Source organism: Octadecabacter sp. R77987 (assembly GCF_042466115.1).
Taxonomy (GTDB): Bacteria; Pseudomonadota; Alphaproteobacteria; order Rhodobacterales; family Rhodobacteraceae; genus SW4.
The window spans coordinates 409035-423413 of sequence record NZ_JAXHBQ010000001.1 but is presented as its reverse complement, the minus strand read 5'-3'; the positions used below and the strand labels follow the sequence as shown (position 1 = coordinate 423413).

The 14379-nt window shown below is 60.7% G+C and carries 15 protein-coding genes; 13 read left to right on the top strand and 2 right to left on the bottom strand.

The window, feature by feature from the left end; all coding sequences use genetic code 11:
• Positions 1-147 precede the first annotated feature (147 nt).
• Positions 148-1518 carry a class II 3-deoxy-7-phosphoheptulonate synthase gene (locus SJY21_RS02110; RefSeq protein WP_377505503.1) on the top strand — a complete coding sequence of 457 codons (1371 nt, stop codon included), beginning with the start codon at positions 148-150 and terminating at the stop codon, positions 1516-1518.
• On the opposite strand, the gene SJY21_RS02105 is transcribed toward SJY21_RS02110, so the two are convergent.
• The gene (locus SJY21_RS02105; protein WP_377505500.1) at positions 1515-2135 is read right to left on the bottom strand and encodes a PAS domain-containing protein; all 621 of its coding nucleotides are present in this window, start codon (positions 2133-2135) and stop codon (positions 1515-1517) included. The two genes, SJY21_RS02110 and SJY21_RS02105, sit on opposite strands and share 4 nt — an antisense overlap.
• A 185-nt stretch (positions 2136-2320) precedes the next feature.
• Here SJY21_RS02105 and SJY21_RS02100 point away from each other — a divergent pair, with 185 nt between their 5' ends.
• The 3 genes from SJY21_RS02100 to SJY21_RS02090 are packed head-to-tail and all read left to right on the top strand — an operon-like array spanning position 2321 to position 4375.
• The gene (locus SJY21_RS02100; RefSeq protein ID WP_377505497.1) at positions 2321-3214 is read left to right on the top strand and encodes a YicC/YloC family endoribonuclease; all 894 of its coding nucleotides are present in this window, start codon (positions 2321-2323) and stop codon (positions 3212-3214) included.
• Between the two features lie 4 nt (positions 3215-3218).
• Positions 3219-3854 (top strand): guanylate kinase, encoded by a 636-nt coding sequence (gmk, locus tag SJY21_RS02095; RefSeq protein WP_377505494.1) that lies wholly within the window; start codon positions 3219-3221, stop codon positions 3852-3854.
• Positions 3854-4375, top strand: coding sequence for a gamma carbonic anhydrase family protein (locus SJY21_RS02090; RefSeq protein ID WP_377505491.1), 522 nt, complete (start codon positions 3854-3856; stop codon positions 4373-4375). Before gmk ends, SJY21_RS02090 begins: the two co-directional genes overlap by 1 nt.
• Here SJY21_RS02090 and SJY21_RS02085 read toward each other — a convergent pair.
• Positions 4372-4764, bottom strand: coding sequence for a hypothetical protein (locus SJY21_RS02085; protein WP_377505488.1), 393 nt, complete (start codon positions 4762-4764; stop codon positions 4372-4374). The genes SJY21_RS02090 and SJY21_RS02085 overlap by 4 nt on opposite strands.
• Before the next feature lie 151 nt (positions 4765-4915).
• On the opposite strand from SJY21_RS02085, the gene SJY21_RS02080 reads away from it, so the two are divergent.
• The 9 genes from SJY21_RS02080 to SJY21_RS02040 all read left to right on the top strand — a co-directional run bounded on the left by SJY21_RS02080 (position 4916) and on the right by SJY21_RS02040 (position 14369).
• Entirely contained in the window at positions 4916-5923 is a 1008-nt protein-coding gene (locus tag SJY21_RS02080; protein WP_377505485.1) for an ATP-binding protein, read from the top strand.
• A gap of 133 nt (positions 5924-6056) precedes the next feature.
• The gene (locus SJY21_RS02075; protein ID WP_377505482.1) at positions 6057-7082 is read left to right on the top strand and encodes a substrate-binding domain-containing protein; all 1026 of its coding nucleotides are present in this window, start codon (positions 6057-6059) and stop codon (positions 7080-7082) included.
• Positions 7083-7142: 60 nt separating this feature from the next.
• On the top strand, positions 7143-8618 hold the full coding sequence (gene pstC, locus SJY21_RS02070; protein WP_377505479.1) for a phosphate ABC transporter permease subunit PstC: 1476 nt from the start codon (positions 7143-7145) through the stop codon (positions 8616-8618).
• Positions 8615-9934, top strand: coding sequence for a phosphate ABC transporter permease PstA (gene pstA, locus SJY21_RS02065; protein WP_377505476.1), 1320 nt, complete (start codon positions 8615-8617; stop codon positions 9932-9934). The genes pstC and pstA overlap by 4 nt, the downstream gene beginning before the upstream one ends.
• A gap of 10 nt (positions 9935-9944) precedes the next feature.
• The gene (gene pstB, locus SJY21_RS02060; protein ID WP_377505473.1) at positions 9945-10742 is read left to right on the top strand and encodes a phosphate ABC transporter ATP-binding protein PstB; all 798 of its coding nucleotides are present in this window, start codon (positions 9945-9947) and stop codon (positions 10740-10742) included.
• Positions 10743-10753: 11 nt separating this feature from the next.
• Complete coding sequence (gene phoU, locus SJY21_RS02055) at positions 10754-11470, top strand: phosphate signaling complex protein PhoU (protein WP_377505470.1); 717 nt, start codon at positions 10754-10756, stop codon at positions 11468-11470.
• Positions 11471-12154 (top strand): phosphate regulon transcriptional regulator PhoB, encoded by a 684-nt coding sequence (phoB, locus tag SJY21_RS02050; RefSeq protein ID WP_377505468.1) that lies wholly within the window; start codon positions 11471-11473, stop codon positions 12152-12154.
• Between the two features lie 70 nt (positions 12155-12224).
• Positions 12225-13412 (top strand): M24 family metallopeptidase, encoded by a 1188-nt coding sequence (locus tag SJY21_RS02045; RefSeq protein ID WP_377505465.1) that lies wholly within the window; start codon positions 12225-12227, stop codon positions 13410-13412.
• 210 nt (positions 13413-13622) lie between these two features.
• On the top strand, positions 13623-14369 hold the full coding sequence (locus SJY21_RS02040) for an autoinducer binding domain-containing protein (protein ID WP_377505462.1): 747 nt from the start codon (positions 13623-13625) through the stop codon (positions 14367-14369).
• Positions 14370-14379 lie beyond the last annotated feature (10 nt).

The window sequence follows — 14379 nt, the reverse complement described above, 5'->3', positions numbered from 1 at the left end:
TTTGCAAGCCCTTATCAAGCGCCAAGCATCGAAATCCAGCGCAAAAGCATCGCCTTTTGCCATTGGCCCTTGCGCCATGTCTGGCTATAAGCGATGCCTGATACCGCTAACCTTGGCGGACACTGGAAATACATACGGAGCAAACCCATGGCGGAATGGCAGAAATCGGATTGGCGCAACAAGCCACGGATCCAGATGCCCACATATACGGATGATGCAGCACTCAAGGCCGTCGAGGCCAAGCTGTCGTCATATCCGCCGCTGGTTTTCGCCGGTGAGGCGCGCCGCCTCAAGGCGCACCTTGCGGCTGTGTCGCGTGGTGATGCGTTCTTGTTGCAGGGCGGTGATTGCGCCGAGAGCTTTGCGGAGTTCAATGCCGACGGCATTCGCGACACCTTCAAGGTGATGCTGCAAATGGCAATGGTGCTGACCTACGGCGCCAAGGTGCCTGTCGTTAAGGTCGGCCGCATGGCAGGCCAGTTCGCCAAGCCACGCAGCGCCGATATGGAAGCCAAGGATGGCGTGGAACTGCCCAGCTACCGAGGCGATATCATCAACGAGCTTGATTTCACCCCCGAAGCAAGAATTCCCAACCCTGACAAGATGTTGCAGGCCTATCTTCAAGCTGCTGCAACCCTGAACTTGCTGCGCGCCTTTTCCACGGGCGGCTATGCCGACGTGCACAAGGTCCACGCCTGGACGCTGGGTTTCACCGAAGCCGACGAGGCCGAGAAATACCGCGAGATGGCCAACCGGATCAGCGACACGCTTGATTTCATGGAGGCCGCGGGCATCCGTAGCGAGGCGTCGCACGCGCTGGAAACTGTCGAATTCTACACCAGCCACGAAGCGCTGCTGCTGGAATACGAAGAAGCCCTGACGCGGCTGGACAGCACATCCGGCAAGTGGCTCGCTGGATCGGGCCATATGGTCTGGATCGGTGATCGCACCCGCCAGCCGGACGGCGCGCATGTGGAATTCTGCGCCGGTGTGCAGAACCCGATCGGGTTGAAATGCGGGCCAAGCATGACAACCGGCCACCTCAAGGCGCTGATGGCGAAACTGAATCCGGCCAACGAGGCGGGCCGCCTGACCCTGATCGCGCGCTTTGGTGCGGGGCAGGTGGGGGAACACCTGCCGCGTCTGGTCAAGGCTGTGCAGGAAGAAGGGGCCAACGTGGTCTGGACCTGCGATCCGATGCACGGCAACACGATCAAGTCGTCAACGGGCTACAAAACACGGCCCTTTGACAGCGTGCTGCGTGAAGTGCGCGAGTTTTTCGCGGTGCACAACGCCGAAGGCACCGTGCCTGGCGGCGTGCATTTTGAAATGACGGGCGCGGATGTGACCGAATGCACCGGTGGCGTGCGCGCGGTGACGGACGAGGACCTGTCGGACCGTTATCACACGGCCTGCGATCCGCGCCTCAATGCGTCACAGTCGCTGGAACTTGCGTTTCTTGTGGCCGAAGAACTGTCGGCGCGGCGTGGCGGCATGGCCGCAACAAAGGCAGGCTAGGCGTTATCGACCACCAGTTTCAGGGCCGGCCGCTGCGATGTGGCCGGCCTTTTGCGTGGCGTATCGGCAACCTTTGCCAATGTCGGGCGCTGGTCAATCGGCTGATAGCGACGCGCGCCATTGCCCATTTCAAAGCGGCGCGGCCCGCGCCCCAGATCGCCCTGCACCCACATCGCCCCCAGCGCGCGGGTGACATGGCCTTGATCATCGGCCAGCGGCAGCAACAACAAACGCCCCTTCAGCAACCGCCGCCCGATGCTGCGCGGTGACGTGATTGGCAATTCCACAAGGGCAGGGGTCGTGAACATCTGTTCCAATGCGCGGGTCAGATCGGCGCGTGCATGGGGCAGGAAAAACGTCGACAGGGGCATCCCCTGCGCATCCATGCCCAAACAGGCGTTGACCCGCTGACCCGACACACGCAAGCGCGCCACACCCGGCGCGACCCGCTGCACCAGAAACGTCGAGGGCAGGGCATGGTCGATTTTCATCGGGTCCACATCGCGCCGCATGGGCAGGTGACTGGCACGAAACAGGGCGTTCCAATAGGCCTCGACCGCGTTCAAACAGGCCCGCCCCGCGTCGTCACTATCGTCATGTTTGGTCAGATCAAGCATGGAAGTCCTTTCAACGCGGCGCGTGCCGCACTCATTAACACAGTGTTAATATCGCAGTTTTGCCAACAATTTTCATCAACCAAAGTCTTAAAAGGTTAATGGCGCGCGGCTTTGCCGGGTGTGGGGCTTGCCCCGTGGCGGTCATTGGCATTAGGTGCAGGCATCACAAACGAAAGGCCGCGCCCGTGATCAATTCAATGACCGCATTTGCCAGCCAACAGGGGGCCGAAGGTGCCGTCAGCTGGAGCGCCGAAGTGCGCGGCGTCAATGCGCGCGGCTTTGATCTGCGGCTGCGCCTGCCCGACGGGTTCGCCGCCCTCGAGGCGACCCTGCGCAAGGATGTCGCCGCCCGTATGACCCGCGGCAATGTCACGTTGAACCTGCGTCTGACCCGCGCGGAGGATGCCAACGCCTTGCAGTTGGACACCGCCCAGCTTGACCGCGTGTTGGCCGCCCTTGATCAGGTGCAGGAACGCGCCTTTGCCATGGGTGTGACCCTTGGCCAGCCCACGGCGGCGGATGTTCTGACGCAGCGCGGCGTTGTCACACAGGCCCGTGCGGATGAAACCGACAATACGGCGTTGATCGGGGTGCTGGCGGAAAACCTTGCCACGATGCTGGATGATTTCGCAGCGATGCGCGCCAGTGAAGGGGCAGCCTTGCAGGGCATCATCACGGCCCAGCTTGACCAGATCGCCAAACTGACCGAAGCCGCTGCCAGCGCCGCCCAGGATCGCCGCCCCGAGGTGCAAAAGAACCTGACGACCGCGTTGAAACGGGTGATGCAGGACGCCGATGATCTGGATCAGGGGCGCGTGGCCCAAGAACTGGCGCTGCTGGCCGTCAAGGCGGACGTGACCGAAGAAATCGACCGCCTGCGCAGCCATGTAAGTGCCGCGCGCGACCTGGTCAGTGCCGATGGCCCATCGGGGCGCAAGCTGGATTTTCTGGCGCAGGAGTTCAACCGCGAGGCCAATACCCTGTGTTCCAAGGCGCAATCCAGCGCGTTGACGGCGATTGGCCTTGATCTGAAGGCCGTGATCGACCAGATGCGCGAACAAATTCAAAACGTGGAGTAACCCTATGAAAAGACGTGGCTTATTGATCATCCTTTCGTCACCTTCGGGGGCCGGAAAATCAACGATGGCCAAGATGCTGCGCGCATGGGACGACACGATCGCATTTTCGGTATCCGCCACGACACGCCCCCCCCGCGCGGGCGAACAGGACGGGCGCGAATACCATTTCCGCACCCCCGCAGAATTCCAACACATGGTCGACACAGGCGAAATGCTTGAACACGCCGAGGTGTTTGACAACCTTTATGGCAGCCCCAAAGCCCCCGTGAAGGCGAATATGGGTGCGGGACAGGACACCCTGTTTGATATCGACTGGCAGGGCGGCCAGCAGATCCGCAACTCGTCGCTGGGCAACGATGTGGTGTCGATCTTTCTGTTGCCCCCGTCGATGGCCGCGCTTGAAAAACGTCTGCGTGATCGCGGGCAGGACAGCGACGCGGTGATCAACAACCGCATGGCGCAAAGTCTGGACGAGGTCAGCCACTGGGCCGAATACGATTACGTTCTGGTCAATGATGACGTGGAGCGCTGCGCCGCCGATGTGCGCGCGATCCTTGTGGCGGAACGCCTGCGCCGTGAACGTCAGGAGGGCCTGAACGATTTCGTGCGCGAGCTGCAAAACGAATTCGAGGGGCAGTGATGGCCCTTTACGCGCTTGATGATGATACCCCGCAGGTTGATGAAACCGCATGGATCGCACCTGATGCCAATCTGATCGGCAAGGTGACCTGCGCGCCCGACAGTTCGGTCTGGTTCGGTTGCACCCTGCGCGGCGACAACGAGATGATCACAGTGGGCGCGGGCAGCAATGTGCAGGAAAACAGTGTTCTGCACACCGATATGGGCTTTCCGTTGACGATTGGGGCGGGCTGCACGATTGGGCACAAGGCGATGCTGCACGGCTGTACGATCGGCGACAATTCCCTGATCGGGATGGGGGCGAGCGTGTTGAACGGGGCAGTGATTGGCAAGAACTGCCTGATCGGGGCAGGGGCGCTTGTGACCGAGGGCAAGGTGATCCCAGATGGCAGCCTTGTGATGGGCGCGCCGGGGCGGGTTGTGCGGGAACTGGACGCGGGCGCGATCAGTGGCCTGCGCGCCTCGGCCCTGTCATATCAGGAAAACGCGCGCCGTTTTCGGAAGGGTTTGCGCGCGCTTTAGGGGGTCAGCATCCCGTCTTCCAGGACCAGCACATCAAAGTCGATTTCGGGGCAGGCCTCGCAGACCTCGCGGCGCACGGCATCTGGATTGGGCAAATCGGTGGCCAGTGCGCGCAGGCGTCCGGTGAAGCCCAGATCCGCCAGCCTTTCGGCCAGATCAATCGCATCAAAGCCGTCACCCATCAGCGCGCAAAGCACCACATCAGGCGCAATCCGGCGCAGGGTTTGCGCTGTGACGTCACCATATCCCAGAAAGTGAAACCCCGGCATATGCGGCACGTCACGCCCCGCACCTGTCCATGCATTGTAGCGTCCGATCACCAGCATCACCGGTTTTTGCGCGTCAATTGTCGTCACACCCCCGTTCCCCTGTTCGTGTGATTGTGCCATGGAACTGTTGCAAACACATGAAAGCTTTGCGCAGGCAAACCAGTCGGGCTTACCATGCGATTCAAAAAGAGACACTTGCCTTATGGACCCTGTTAATGCGTGGTAATGCAACCCTGTTTCATTCAAGTAGTGGGCCATGAATCCTTTACAAATGATTAACGCCCTCATTCTCCCCGTGATCGTGATCGGTGCGGATGAACGTATTCTGGCGATGAATGACGCCGCGCAGGCGATGCTGGGGGCCGACGGCACGGGACTGCATTACATTACCGCCCTGCGCCAGCCGGCCTTGCTTGATGCAATTGAGGCCGTGCGCAGTGACGGCACCGCGCGCGCGACCCGCTACCTTGGCGATTCCCACGGGACCGAGACCACCTATCAGGTCCATGTGGCCCGCGCGCAGGACCTTGTCGTGCTGAGCTTTGAGAACACCACCGCCATTGCGGCCGCAGGGCAGATGCGGCGTGATTTTGTTGCCAATGTCAGCCACGAGATGCGCACGCCCCTGACCGCGATTTCCGGCTTTGTCGAAACCCTGCGCGGCCCGGCCAAAGACGATGCCGCGGCGCGCGAGCGCTTTCTTGGGATGATGCAGCAAGAGGCGGGGCGCCTGCAGCGGCTGGTGGATGACCTGCTGTCGCTGTCGCGCGTTGAAGACAGCGAACGCAATCGCCCGCAAACCCGTGTCAATCTGACCGAGCTTTGCCGGCGTACGGTTGCAGACCTGTCCCAACATGGCGCGGACAACAGAACGCTGGCTTTTGGTGCCCCCGATGATGATATCACCCTGCAGGGTGATGCGGATCAGTTGCGCCAGGTGCTGGTCAATTTGATCGAGAACGCCGTGAAATACGGCAGTCCGCATGTCGATATCATCCTGCATGCCCCCCGCCACGAGGCCCGCCTGCGCGGCACTGGCGTTCGGCTGGCGGTGCGCGATCAGGGCCCGGGAATCGAATCCCATCACATCGCGCGACTGACCGAACGGTTTTACCGCGTCGATTCCCACCGCGCGCGCGATGTGGGCGGCACAGGACTGGGGCTGGCGATCGTAAAACACATTCTGAACCGGCATCGCGGGCGGCTGGTGATTGACAGCGAGCCGGGGCAAGGCAGTGTTTTTACAGTGATTTTACCCGTCTTTTCGCCGGACGCATGATTAATTTTCGCGCTGCGCGCACTGTGTCATGAAACTTTTACATAAACGTCACAAAAGGTTTTTGCGCGGGGCCGAAAAGGGCCACACAGCGGCGGGATCGCCCGTCGCAAGACTGACACACAGGAGTTGCCCAATGTCATTCGCGAAAGTTACTGTATCCACCCTTGCCATCGTCGCGGCCAGCGCCGCCAGCGCCCGTGACAACGTGCAGGTTGCCGGTTCGTCCACTGTGCTGCCTTATGCGTCGATCGTGGCCGAAGCCTTCGGCGAAAACTTTGAATTCCCCACACCGGTCGTTGAATCGGGTGGATCATCTGCCGGTCTGGCCCGCTTCTGCGAGGGCGTCGGTGAAAACCAGATCGACATCGCCAATGCATCCCGCGCAATCCGCGAAAAGGAAATCACCGCCTGCGCCGAAAACGGCGTGACCGACATCATCGAAGTGCGGATCGGCTATGACGGGATCGTGTTTGCCTCCGACATCAACGGCGCGTCCTTTGAATTTGATCAAAGCGACTGGTTCCGCGCCCTGTCGCCCATGGTTCTGGTTGACGGCGCTGTTGTCGAAAACCCCTACACCATGTGGAACGAAGTGAACCCTGACTTCCCCGCGCAGGAAATCATGGCCTTTATCCCCGGCACCAAGCACGGCACCCGTGAAGTGTTCGAGGAAAAAGTGCTGGCCGTGGGCTGTGAAGAAACCGGCGCGATGGAAGCCATGATCGCCGGTGGCATGTCCGAAGACGACGCCGAAGACGCCTGTATCGCCGTGCGCACCGATGGTCTTTCCGTGGACATCGACGGGGACTACACCGAAACGCTGGCGCGTATCGGCGCAAACCCCAACGGCATCGGCGTGTTCGGGCTGGCGTTTTACGAAAACAACACCGACAAGCTGCAAGTTGCGACAATGGCGGGTGTTCAACCCACTGTGGACAGCATCTCGACCGGCGAATACCCGGTGTCACGTCCGCTGTTTTTCTATATCAAGGCGGCCCATATCGGCGTCATTCCCGGCCTCAAGGAATACGCGGCGTTCTTTGTCTCTGACGAAATCGCCGGGGCATGGGGGCCACTGGCACAATACGGTCTGGTATCCGATCCGGCCCTGGCCGAAACGCAGGCCATGATCGAAGCCGAACAAACAATGGGCAACTAGGCCCGACCTTGCGGGCGGCGCTGCGCCGCCCGCAAATTTGCTGCCAAGGACGGACAATAAATGCACGCCTTCTGGATCACTCTGCTTGTGCTTGCCATCGGGGCTGCATGTTTCGTATTGGGCCGGACACGCGCCCTTGCTTCGGCCGATGGCAACATCCGCAACCTGCACTCGCTTCCCGCCTATTATGGCTGGAACGCCGCGCTTTGGGCTGCCGGCCCCGCCATTCTGGTGCTGATTTGCTGGATGATCGCACAGCCTGTGATGATCAATCGTGTGGTCGCCCCCCTGATGGTCACTGACGCCGCCAGCGCAGGTTCGGGCGAATTGGGCCTGCTGATGAGCGATGTGCGCCGCGTGGCCGACGGGCTGGACCGGATCGTTGCATCGGGCACGATGTCTGCCCAGACGGTTCTGGCGCTTGACGTTGAAACGGGCGACCTGCGCGATACCCTTGCCAGCGCAGGTGTGGCCGTTGGCACGGATGTCTCTGCCGCGACCCTGAACGCCGCGCAGGAATACCGCGTGCAATCCGCGCGCTGGTTGCTGTGGCGCATGATCGTGGTGATTGCCGTGGCCGTGCTGGGCGGGCTTTGGGCCTTGCGCCAGACCGGGCGCGATTTTCGCGCGCGCAACAGCGTTGAAACCACGCTGCGCGGGTTGCTTGTCGGTGCCGCCTCGCTGGCGATCCTGACGACGGTCGGCATCGTCTTTGCGCTGATCTTTAACACGGTCGAATTTTTTCGCCTTTATCCGGCGGCTGATTTCTTTTTCGGCACGGTCTGGTCGCCCAGCTTTGGTGGCGGGTCGTCGCTTGGCATCCTGCCGCTGCTGTGGGGCACGCTGTATATTTCCGTCATCGCGCTGCTGGTTGCGGTGCCGATCGGGCTGTTCGCGGCCATTTACCTTTCGGAATACGCCAGCCCGCGGGTGCGCGCCTTTGCCAAACCCATGCTTGAGGTTCTGGCAGGCATTCCAACCATCGTTTACGGGTTGTTCGCGCTGTTGACGGTCGGCCCGCTGCTGGTCTCTGCCTTTGGCGACGGCGGTTTGTTTGGCGTCAACTGGATGCAGGGCGGCACGGCGGTGATGACGGCCGGACTGGTCATGGGCATCATGCTGATCCCGTTCGTGTCGTCGCTTTCGGACGATATCATCAACGCGGTGCCGCAGGCGATGCGTGACGGGTCACTGGGTCTTGGGGCGACGAAATCGGAAACGATCCGGCAGGTGGTTCTGCCCGCCGCCTTGCCCGGTATCGCCGGTGCGATCCTGCTGGCCGCATCCCGCGCGATTGGTGAAACCATGATCGTCGTTTTGGGGGCAGGGGCCGCCGCGCGCCTGGCAATGAACCCGTTCGAGGCCATGACCACTGTCACGGCCAAGATCGTCAGCCAGTTGACGGGCGATGCAGACTTTTCCTCGCCCGAGGCGCTGGTGGCCTTTTCACTGGGTATGACCCTGTTCGTGATCACACTGGGGCTGAACATCTTTGCCCTGTGGATCGTGCGCAGGTATCGGGAGCAATACGAATGACCGCCAGAACATCGCTGTTGACCATCGACGCGCGCACCCGCAAGCGCAACGCTGCCGAGACCCGCTTCAAGGCTTATGGCATCGCGGCATTGGCCGTGGGCCTGCTGTTCCTGATCGCCTTGCTGACGGCGATCATCAGCAACGGCACGGGCGCGTTCAAACAGACCTTCATCGCGCTGCCGGTCGAATTGCGCGCAGATATCCTTGACAAGGACGGCACGGGCGACCCCGACGTCATCGCAAAGGTGTCCACCTTTGGTTATGCGCCGCTGATCGGTATGGCGCTGGAACGGGCGGTGGATGACACGGGCGTTGACACCCCGCTGCCTGCCCAAGCCCTGTTGCAAATGGTTTCGGCCAGTGCGGCCGCGCAGATCCGCGATTTCGTGTTGGAAAACCCCGACCGCATTGGCGACACGGTTGAATTTCGCGTCCTCGCTGCGTCGCGTGTTGACGGTTATTTCAAGGACCGTGTGAGCCGCGAAAGCCTTGCGCGTGATCGCAATCTTGCGCCTGAACATCTGGACGTAGTGGATGCGCTGCAGGGGGCGGGGGTGATCGAGACATCCTTTAACGCGGCATTCATCTTTGGCGCGGATGCCTCTGAATCGCGCCCAGAACAGGCGGGCCTTGGGGTGTCGATGCTGGGGTCGCTGTTCATGATGCTGGTGGTGTTGCTGTTGTCGCTGCCCATTGGCGTGGCGGCGTCGATCTACCTCGAAGAATTCGCGCCCACCAACAAGTTCACAGACTTTATCGAAGTGAATATTTCCAACCTCGCCGCCGTGCCATCCATCGTGTTCGGTATCCTTGGGTTGGCGGTGTTCATCCAGTTCATGCACCTGCCGCAATCGGCCCCGCTGGTTGGCGGGCTGGTTCTGACGCTGATGACCTTGCCGACGATCATCATTTCCACGCGGGCCTCGCTGAAATCGGTGCCACCCAGCATCCGCGATGCGGCCCTTGGGGTCGGCGCGTCGAAAATGCAATCGGTGTTCCATCATGTGCTGCCCCTGGCCATGCCCGGCATTCTGACCGGCACGATCCTGGGGCTGGCGCAGGCCTTGGGTGAAACGGCACCGCTGTTGTTGATCGGCATGGTTGGCTATATCGCCACGAACACCCCCGACGGGCTGGCCGAGGGGTTTCTGGCGCCCAATTCCGCCATGCCCGCACAGATTTATGAATGGGCGAAACGGGCTGATCCGGCCTATTATGAACGCGCATGGGGCGGGATCATCATCCTGCTGGTATTCCTGATGGTGATGAACATCATCGCGATCCTGCTGCGCCGCCGCTTTGAACGCCGCTGGTAGGGGCAAGCAGATGAATGACATGCGCGTGATAACAAGGGCCGACACCATGACAGATACGAAAATTTCAGCCAAGGGCGTCGATGTCCATTACGGCGATACCCATGCGATCAAGGATGTGAATGTCGCGATTGCCGACAAGACCGTGACCGCATTCATCGGTCCGTCGGGCTGTGGCAAATCCACCTTCCTGCGGTGCCTGAACCGGATGAATGACACGATTGATGTTTGCCGCGTGACGGGCGACATTCGCATCGAAGACGAAGATATCTATGACAAGCGCGTGGACCCGGTGCAGCTGCGCGCCAAGGTCGGGATGGTGTTCCAGAAACCCAATCCGTTCCCGAAATCCATCTATGACAATGTGGCCTATGGCCCGCGTATTCACGGCCTTGCGCGCGGCAAATCGGACATGGACGATATCGTTGAACGCGCCCTGCGGCGTGGGGCCATCTGGGACGAGGTCAAGGACCGCCTGCACGCGCCGGGCACGGGCCTGTCGGGCGGGCAGCAACAGCGCCTTTGCATCGCGCGCGCCGTGGCCACCGAACCCGAAGTGCTGTTGATGGACGAACCGTGTTCCGCGCTTGATCCCATCGCCACCGCGCAGGTCGAGGAACTGATCGACGAATTGCGCGCGCAGTATTGTGTGGTGATCGTCACCCATTCGATGCAGCAGGCCGCCCGCGTCAGCCAGCGCACCGCCTTTTTCCACCTTGGTAGCCTTGTGGAATATGGCGACACCGACAAGATTTTCACCAATCCCGAAGACCCCCGCACGGAAAGCTATATTTCCGGCCGGATCGGCTAAGGAAGCATATCATGACCCAACATATCGCATCAGCCTACGACCGCGACCTTGAAGAAATTCAGGCCCTGATCATGAAAATGGGCGGGCTGGTCGAAGCTGCCATCATGGACGGGGCCGAAAGCCTTGAAACCCACGACATCGCGCTGGCCGAAAAGGTGCGGGCAGGGGACAGGGTGATCGACGCCCTTGAGGAACAGATCAACGAGGCCGCGGCCCGTGTCATTGCCCTACGCGCGCCCGTGTCCAAGGACCTGCGCGTGCTGCTTGCGACCGTAAAGTTGGCCGGCAGCCTTGAACGGGTCGGGGATTACGCAAAAAACATGGCCAAGCGCACCTCGGTGCTGGCGGAAATGCGCACGGTGAACGGCACCGAAGCCGCCCTGCGCCGCATGTCGCGCGAAGTGCGCGGGATGCTCAAGGATGCGCTGGATGCCTATCTGCGTGGCGATGCGGAACTGGCCGAATCCGTGCGCCAGCACGATCATGATGTCGATCAGATGTATAACGCGCTGTTTCGCGAGTTCCTGACCTTCATGATGGAAGATCCGCGCAATATCACCGCCTGCATGCATCTGCATTTCATCGCCAAGAACGTCGAACGCATGGGCGATCTGGTGACAAACATGGCCGAACAGGTGATCTATCTGGAAACCGGCGAAATGCCCGACGAGGCACGCCCCAAGGGCGACGATACCTCGGTCACGCTGATTGACGATGAAGGTGTCTAGGTGGCCCAACCTCACATCCTGATTGTCGAAGACGAAGCCGCGCAGCGCGAGGTGCTGCGCTATAACCTTGAATCCGAAAGCTTTCGCGTTTCAATGGCCGAAGACGGCGAACGCGCATTGGACAGCATCGCCGAGGACCGCCCCGATGTGATCGTGCTGGACTGGATGTTGCCGCATGTGTCGGGCATCGAGGTCTGCCGCCAGGTCAAGGCGCGCAGCGCCACGCGTGACATTGCCGTGATCATGTTGTCGGCCCGTTCCGAGGATATGGACAAGGTGCGCGGCCTTGAAACCGGCGCGGATGACTATGTGGCCAAACCCTATAGCGTGAACGAATTGATGGCGCGGGTGCGCGCGCAATTGCGCCGTGTGCGCCCCACAACGGTGGGGCAGGTGCTGACATTTGATGACATCTCGCTTGATGGGGAAACCCACCGCGTGACGCGCAGTGGCAAGACGCTCAAACTCGGCCCGACCGAATTTCGCCTGCTCGCGACCCTCATGGAAAAGCCGGGGCGGGTTTATAGCCGTGATCAACTGCTTGATCTGGTTTGGGGGCGCGACATCTATGTGGATACGCGCACCGTGGACGTGCATGTGGGCCGTTTGCGCAAGGTTCTGACCGCCCATGGCGGCCCTGATCCGCTGCGCACGGTGCGCGGTGCCGGTTACGCACTGGGGTAGGGCGCTTTTTGGCTGGATTTGATGCGCGGGTTGCGCCAGCCTTTCCCTGAACCCTAGGGAAAGTCGCACCATGCCAAGCACCCGCACCAGCCCGTCCTTTCTGGACGAAGAATACTACGCCCGCATCGCCAAGACCCGCGCCGCAATGGCGCGCGCGGGGGTTGATACGATCATTGTCAGCGACCCGTCCAACATGGCCTGGCTGACAGGCTATGACGGCTGGTCGTTCTATGTGCATCAGGCGGTGATTTTGGGGATGGAAGGTGATCCGCTGTGGTGGGGCCGCGCGATGGACGGCGCCGGTGCCCTGCGCACGGTTTACATGCCCGAAGACTGCGTGCACGGCTATGATGATACCTATGTGCAAAACCCCGACAAACACCCGATGGAGGATCTTTCGCGCCTGTTGGCAGATCACGGGATGGCGGCAGGGCGCATTGGCGTCGAACTGGACAATTATTATTTCAGTGCAGCGGCTTATGGATCACTCCTCAAGCATTGCGCGAAGGCGGAATTCACCGATACGACCGGTCTAGTGAATTGGCAGCGGGCTATCAAAAGCCCGACCGAAATCACCTATATGCGCCGCGCGGCGGAAATCGTCACCGCCATGCACGCGCGTATCGTCGACATCGCGGAACCGGGCTTGCCGAAAAACAAGCTGGTCGCGGAAATCTATCATCAGGGGATCAGCGGGGCGGGCGGCCACTGGGGTGATTATCCGGCGATTGTGCCCATGGCGCCGTCCGGATTGGACGCCACAGCGCCGCATCTCACATGGGATGACACGCCCTTGCGCACGGGTGAGGCGACGTTTTTCGAGATCGCAGGCGCGCATCGCCGCTATCAATGCCCGCAATCGCGCACGCTGTTCCTTGGGACGCCGCCGCAAAAGTATCTGGATGCCGAAAAAGCCGTGGCCGAGGCAACCGAGGCCGCGTTGGAGCAGGCCAGACCCGGACACCAGTGTCAGGACGTGGCGCGCGCCTTTAACACCACGCTGGCGCGACACGGCTTTGAAAAGGACAGTCGCTGTGGCTATGCGATCGGCATCAGCTATCCGCCGGACTGGGGCGAACGCACGATGTCGTTCCGCAGCGGCGACACATCGGTGATGCAAGACGGGATGACATTCCATTTCATGCCCGCACTTTGGCTCGACGATGGCGGGATCGAGATCACGGAACCGATCCTGATCACCGCGACAGGCCACGAACGGCTGTGCGAAACACCGGCAGGGCTGGTGGTGAAACCTTAGGTGTGATGCATAACGCACTGGCGGGGCAGCATTTTGTGGATAATGCTGTCAGACGAATTGCGGATGTCATTTTACGCATAATGAGTATTATGTAATTATGTAATATAACGATGGCCAGAAACCTGATAAACAATGCCCCACGCTTAAGAATTTGCGCCGCACAGGTTTAGTGCTAGGTTCCCCATACGTTACCTTGGATGGGATCCCGCGATGACAGCTTTTGTCGATCACCTCGATGCATTGACCAATGCGCAAAACGTCGAAGATCTTTGGGCGCTGCACACCAAGAAGATGGCGACCTATGGCTTTGACCGGCTGATCTATGGCTTTAGCCGCTATCTCACGTCCAACTCCTTGGGCGATCCGCAGGATTGGGTGATCCTGACGAACCACGGCGACGACTATATGAAGGTCTTCATTGACGACGGTCTGTATTGGCACGCGCCGATGCTGCGTTGGGCGCTGGAGAACGATGGCGCGTGTAGCTGGCGCTGGATGACAACACCGGGCCACCTGACCGCAGATGAAGAACGCGTGGCGCAGTTCAACCTCAAGATGGGTGTGACGGCCGGCTATACGATCAGTTTCAGGTCCGTGTCGCAGCGCGCCAAGGCGGCGATGGCGATCACCGCCAAGAAAGGCATGACGCAGGACGCCGTGGAACAGGTCTGGGTGCGCCATGGCACCGAGATTTCGGTGATGAGCAATGTGTTCCACCTGAAACTGCTTACCCTGCCCCATGCATCGCGCAACCTGACATCGCGCCAGCGCGAAGTGCTGCAATGGGTCGGTGATGGCAAGACAACGCAGGACATCGCGATCCTGCTGGAACTGACACCCGCGACGGTCGAAAAACACCTGCGCCTTGCGCGCGAGGCGCTTGATGTGGAAACCACCGCGCAGGCCGTGCTGAAGGCCGCGTTCTACAACCAGATGTTCATCATTGATCTCGACTGAACGCAGGTCT

Coding starts and splice junctions, on each gene's coding strand:
- SJY21_RS02110 (WP_377505503.1), top strand. CDS start 148: ATGGCGGAATGGCAGAAATCGGATTGGCGCAACAAGCCACGGATCCAG.
- SJY21_RS02105 (WP_377505500.1), bottom strand. CDS start 2,135: ATGCTTGATCTGACCAAACATGACGATAGTGACGACGCGGGGCGGGCC.
- gmk (WP_377505494.1), top strand. CDS start 3,219: ATGAAAAGACGTGGCTTATTGATCATCCTTTCGTCACCTTCGGGGGCC.
- SJY21_RS02090 (WP_377505491.1), top strand. CDS start 3,854: ATGGCCCTTTACGCGCTTGATGATGATACCCCGCAGGTTGATGAAACC.
- SJY21_RS02085 (WP_377505488.1), bottom strand. CDS start 4,764: ATGGCACAATCACACGAACAGGGGAACGGGGGTGTGACGACAATTGAC.
- SJY21_RS02080 (WP_377505485.1), top strand. CDS start 4,916: ATGATTAACGCCCTCATTCTCCCCGTGATCGTGATCGGTGCGGATGAA.
- SJY21_RS02075 (WP_377505482.1), top strand. CDS start 6,057: ATGTCATTCGCGAAAGTTACTGTATCCACCCTTGCCATCGTCGCGGCC.
- pstC (WP_377505479.1), top strand. CDS start 7,143: ATGCACGCCTTCTGGATCACTCTGCTTGTGCTTGCCATCGGGGCTGCA.
- pstA (WP_377505476.1), top strand. CDS start 8,615: ATGACCGCCAGAACATCGCTGTTGACCATCGACGCGCGCACCCGCAAG.
- pstB (WP_377505473.1), top strand. CDS start 9,945: ATGAATGACATGCGCGTGATAACAAGGGCCGACACCATGACAGATACG.
- phoU (WP_377505470.1), top strand. CDS start 10,754: ATGACCCAACATATCGCATCAGCCTACGACCGCGACCTTGAAGAAATT.
- SJY21_RS02045 (WP_377505465.1), top strand. CDS start 12,225: ATGCCAAGCACCCGCACCAGCCCGTCCTTTCTGGACGAAGAATACTAC.
- SJY21_RS02040 (WP_377505462.1), top strand. CDS start 13,623: ATGACAGCTTTTGTCGATCACCTCGATGCATTGACCAATGCGCAAAAC.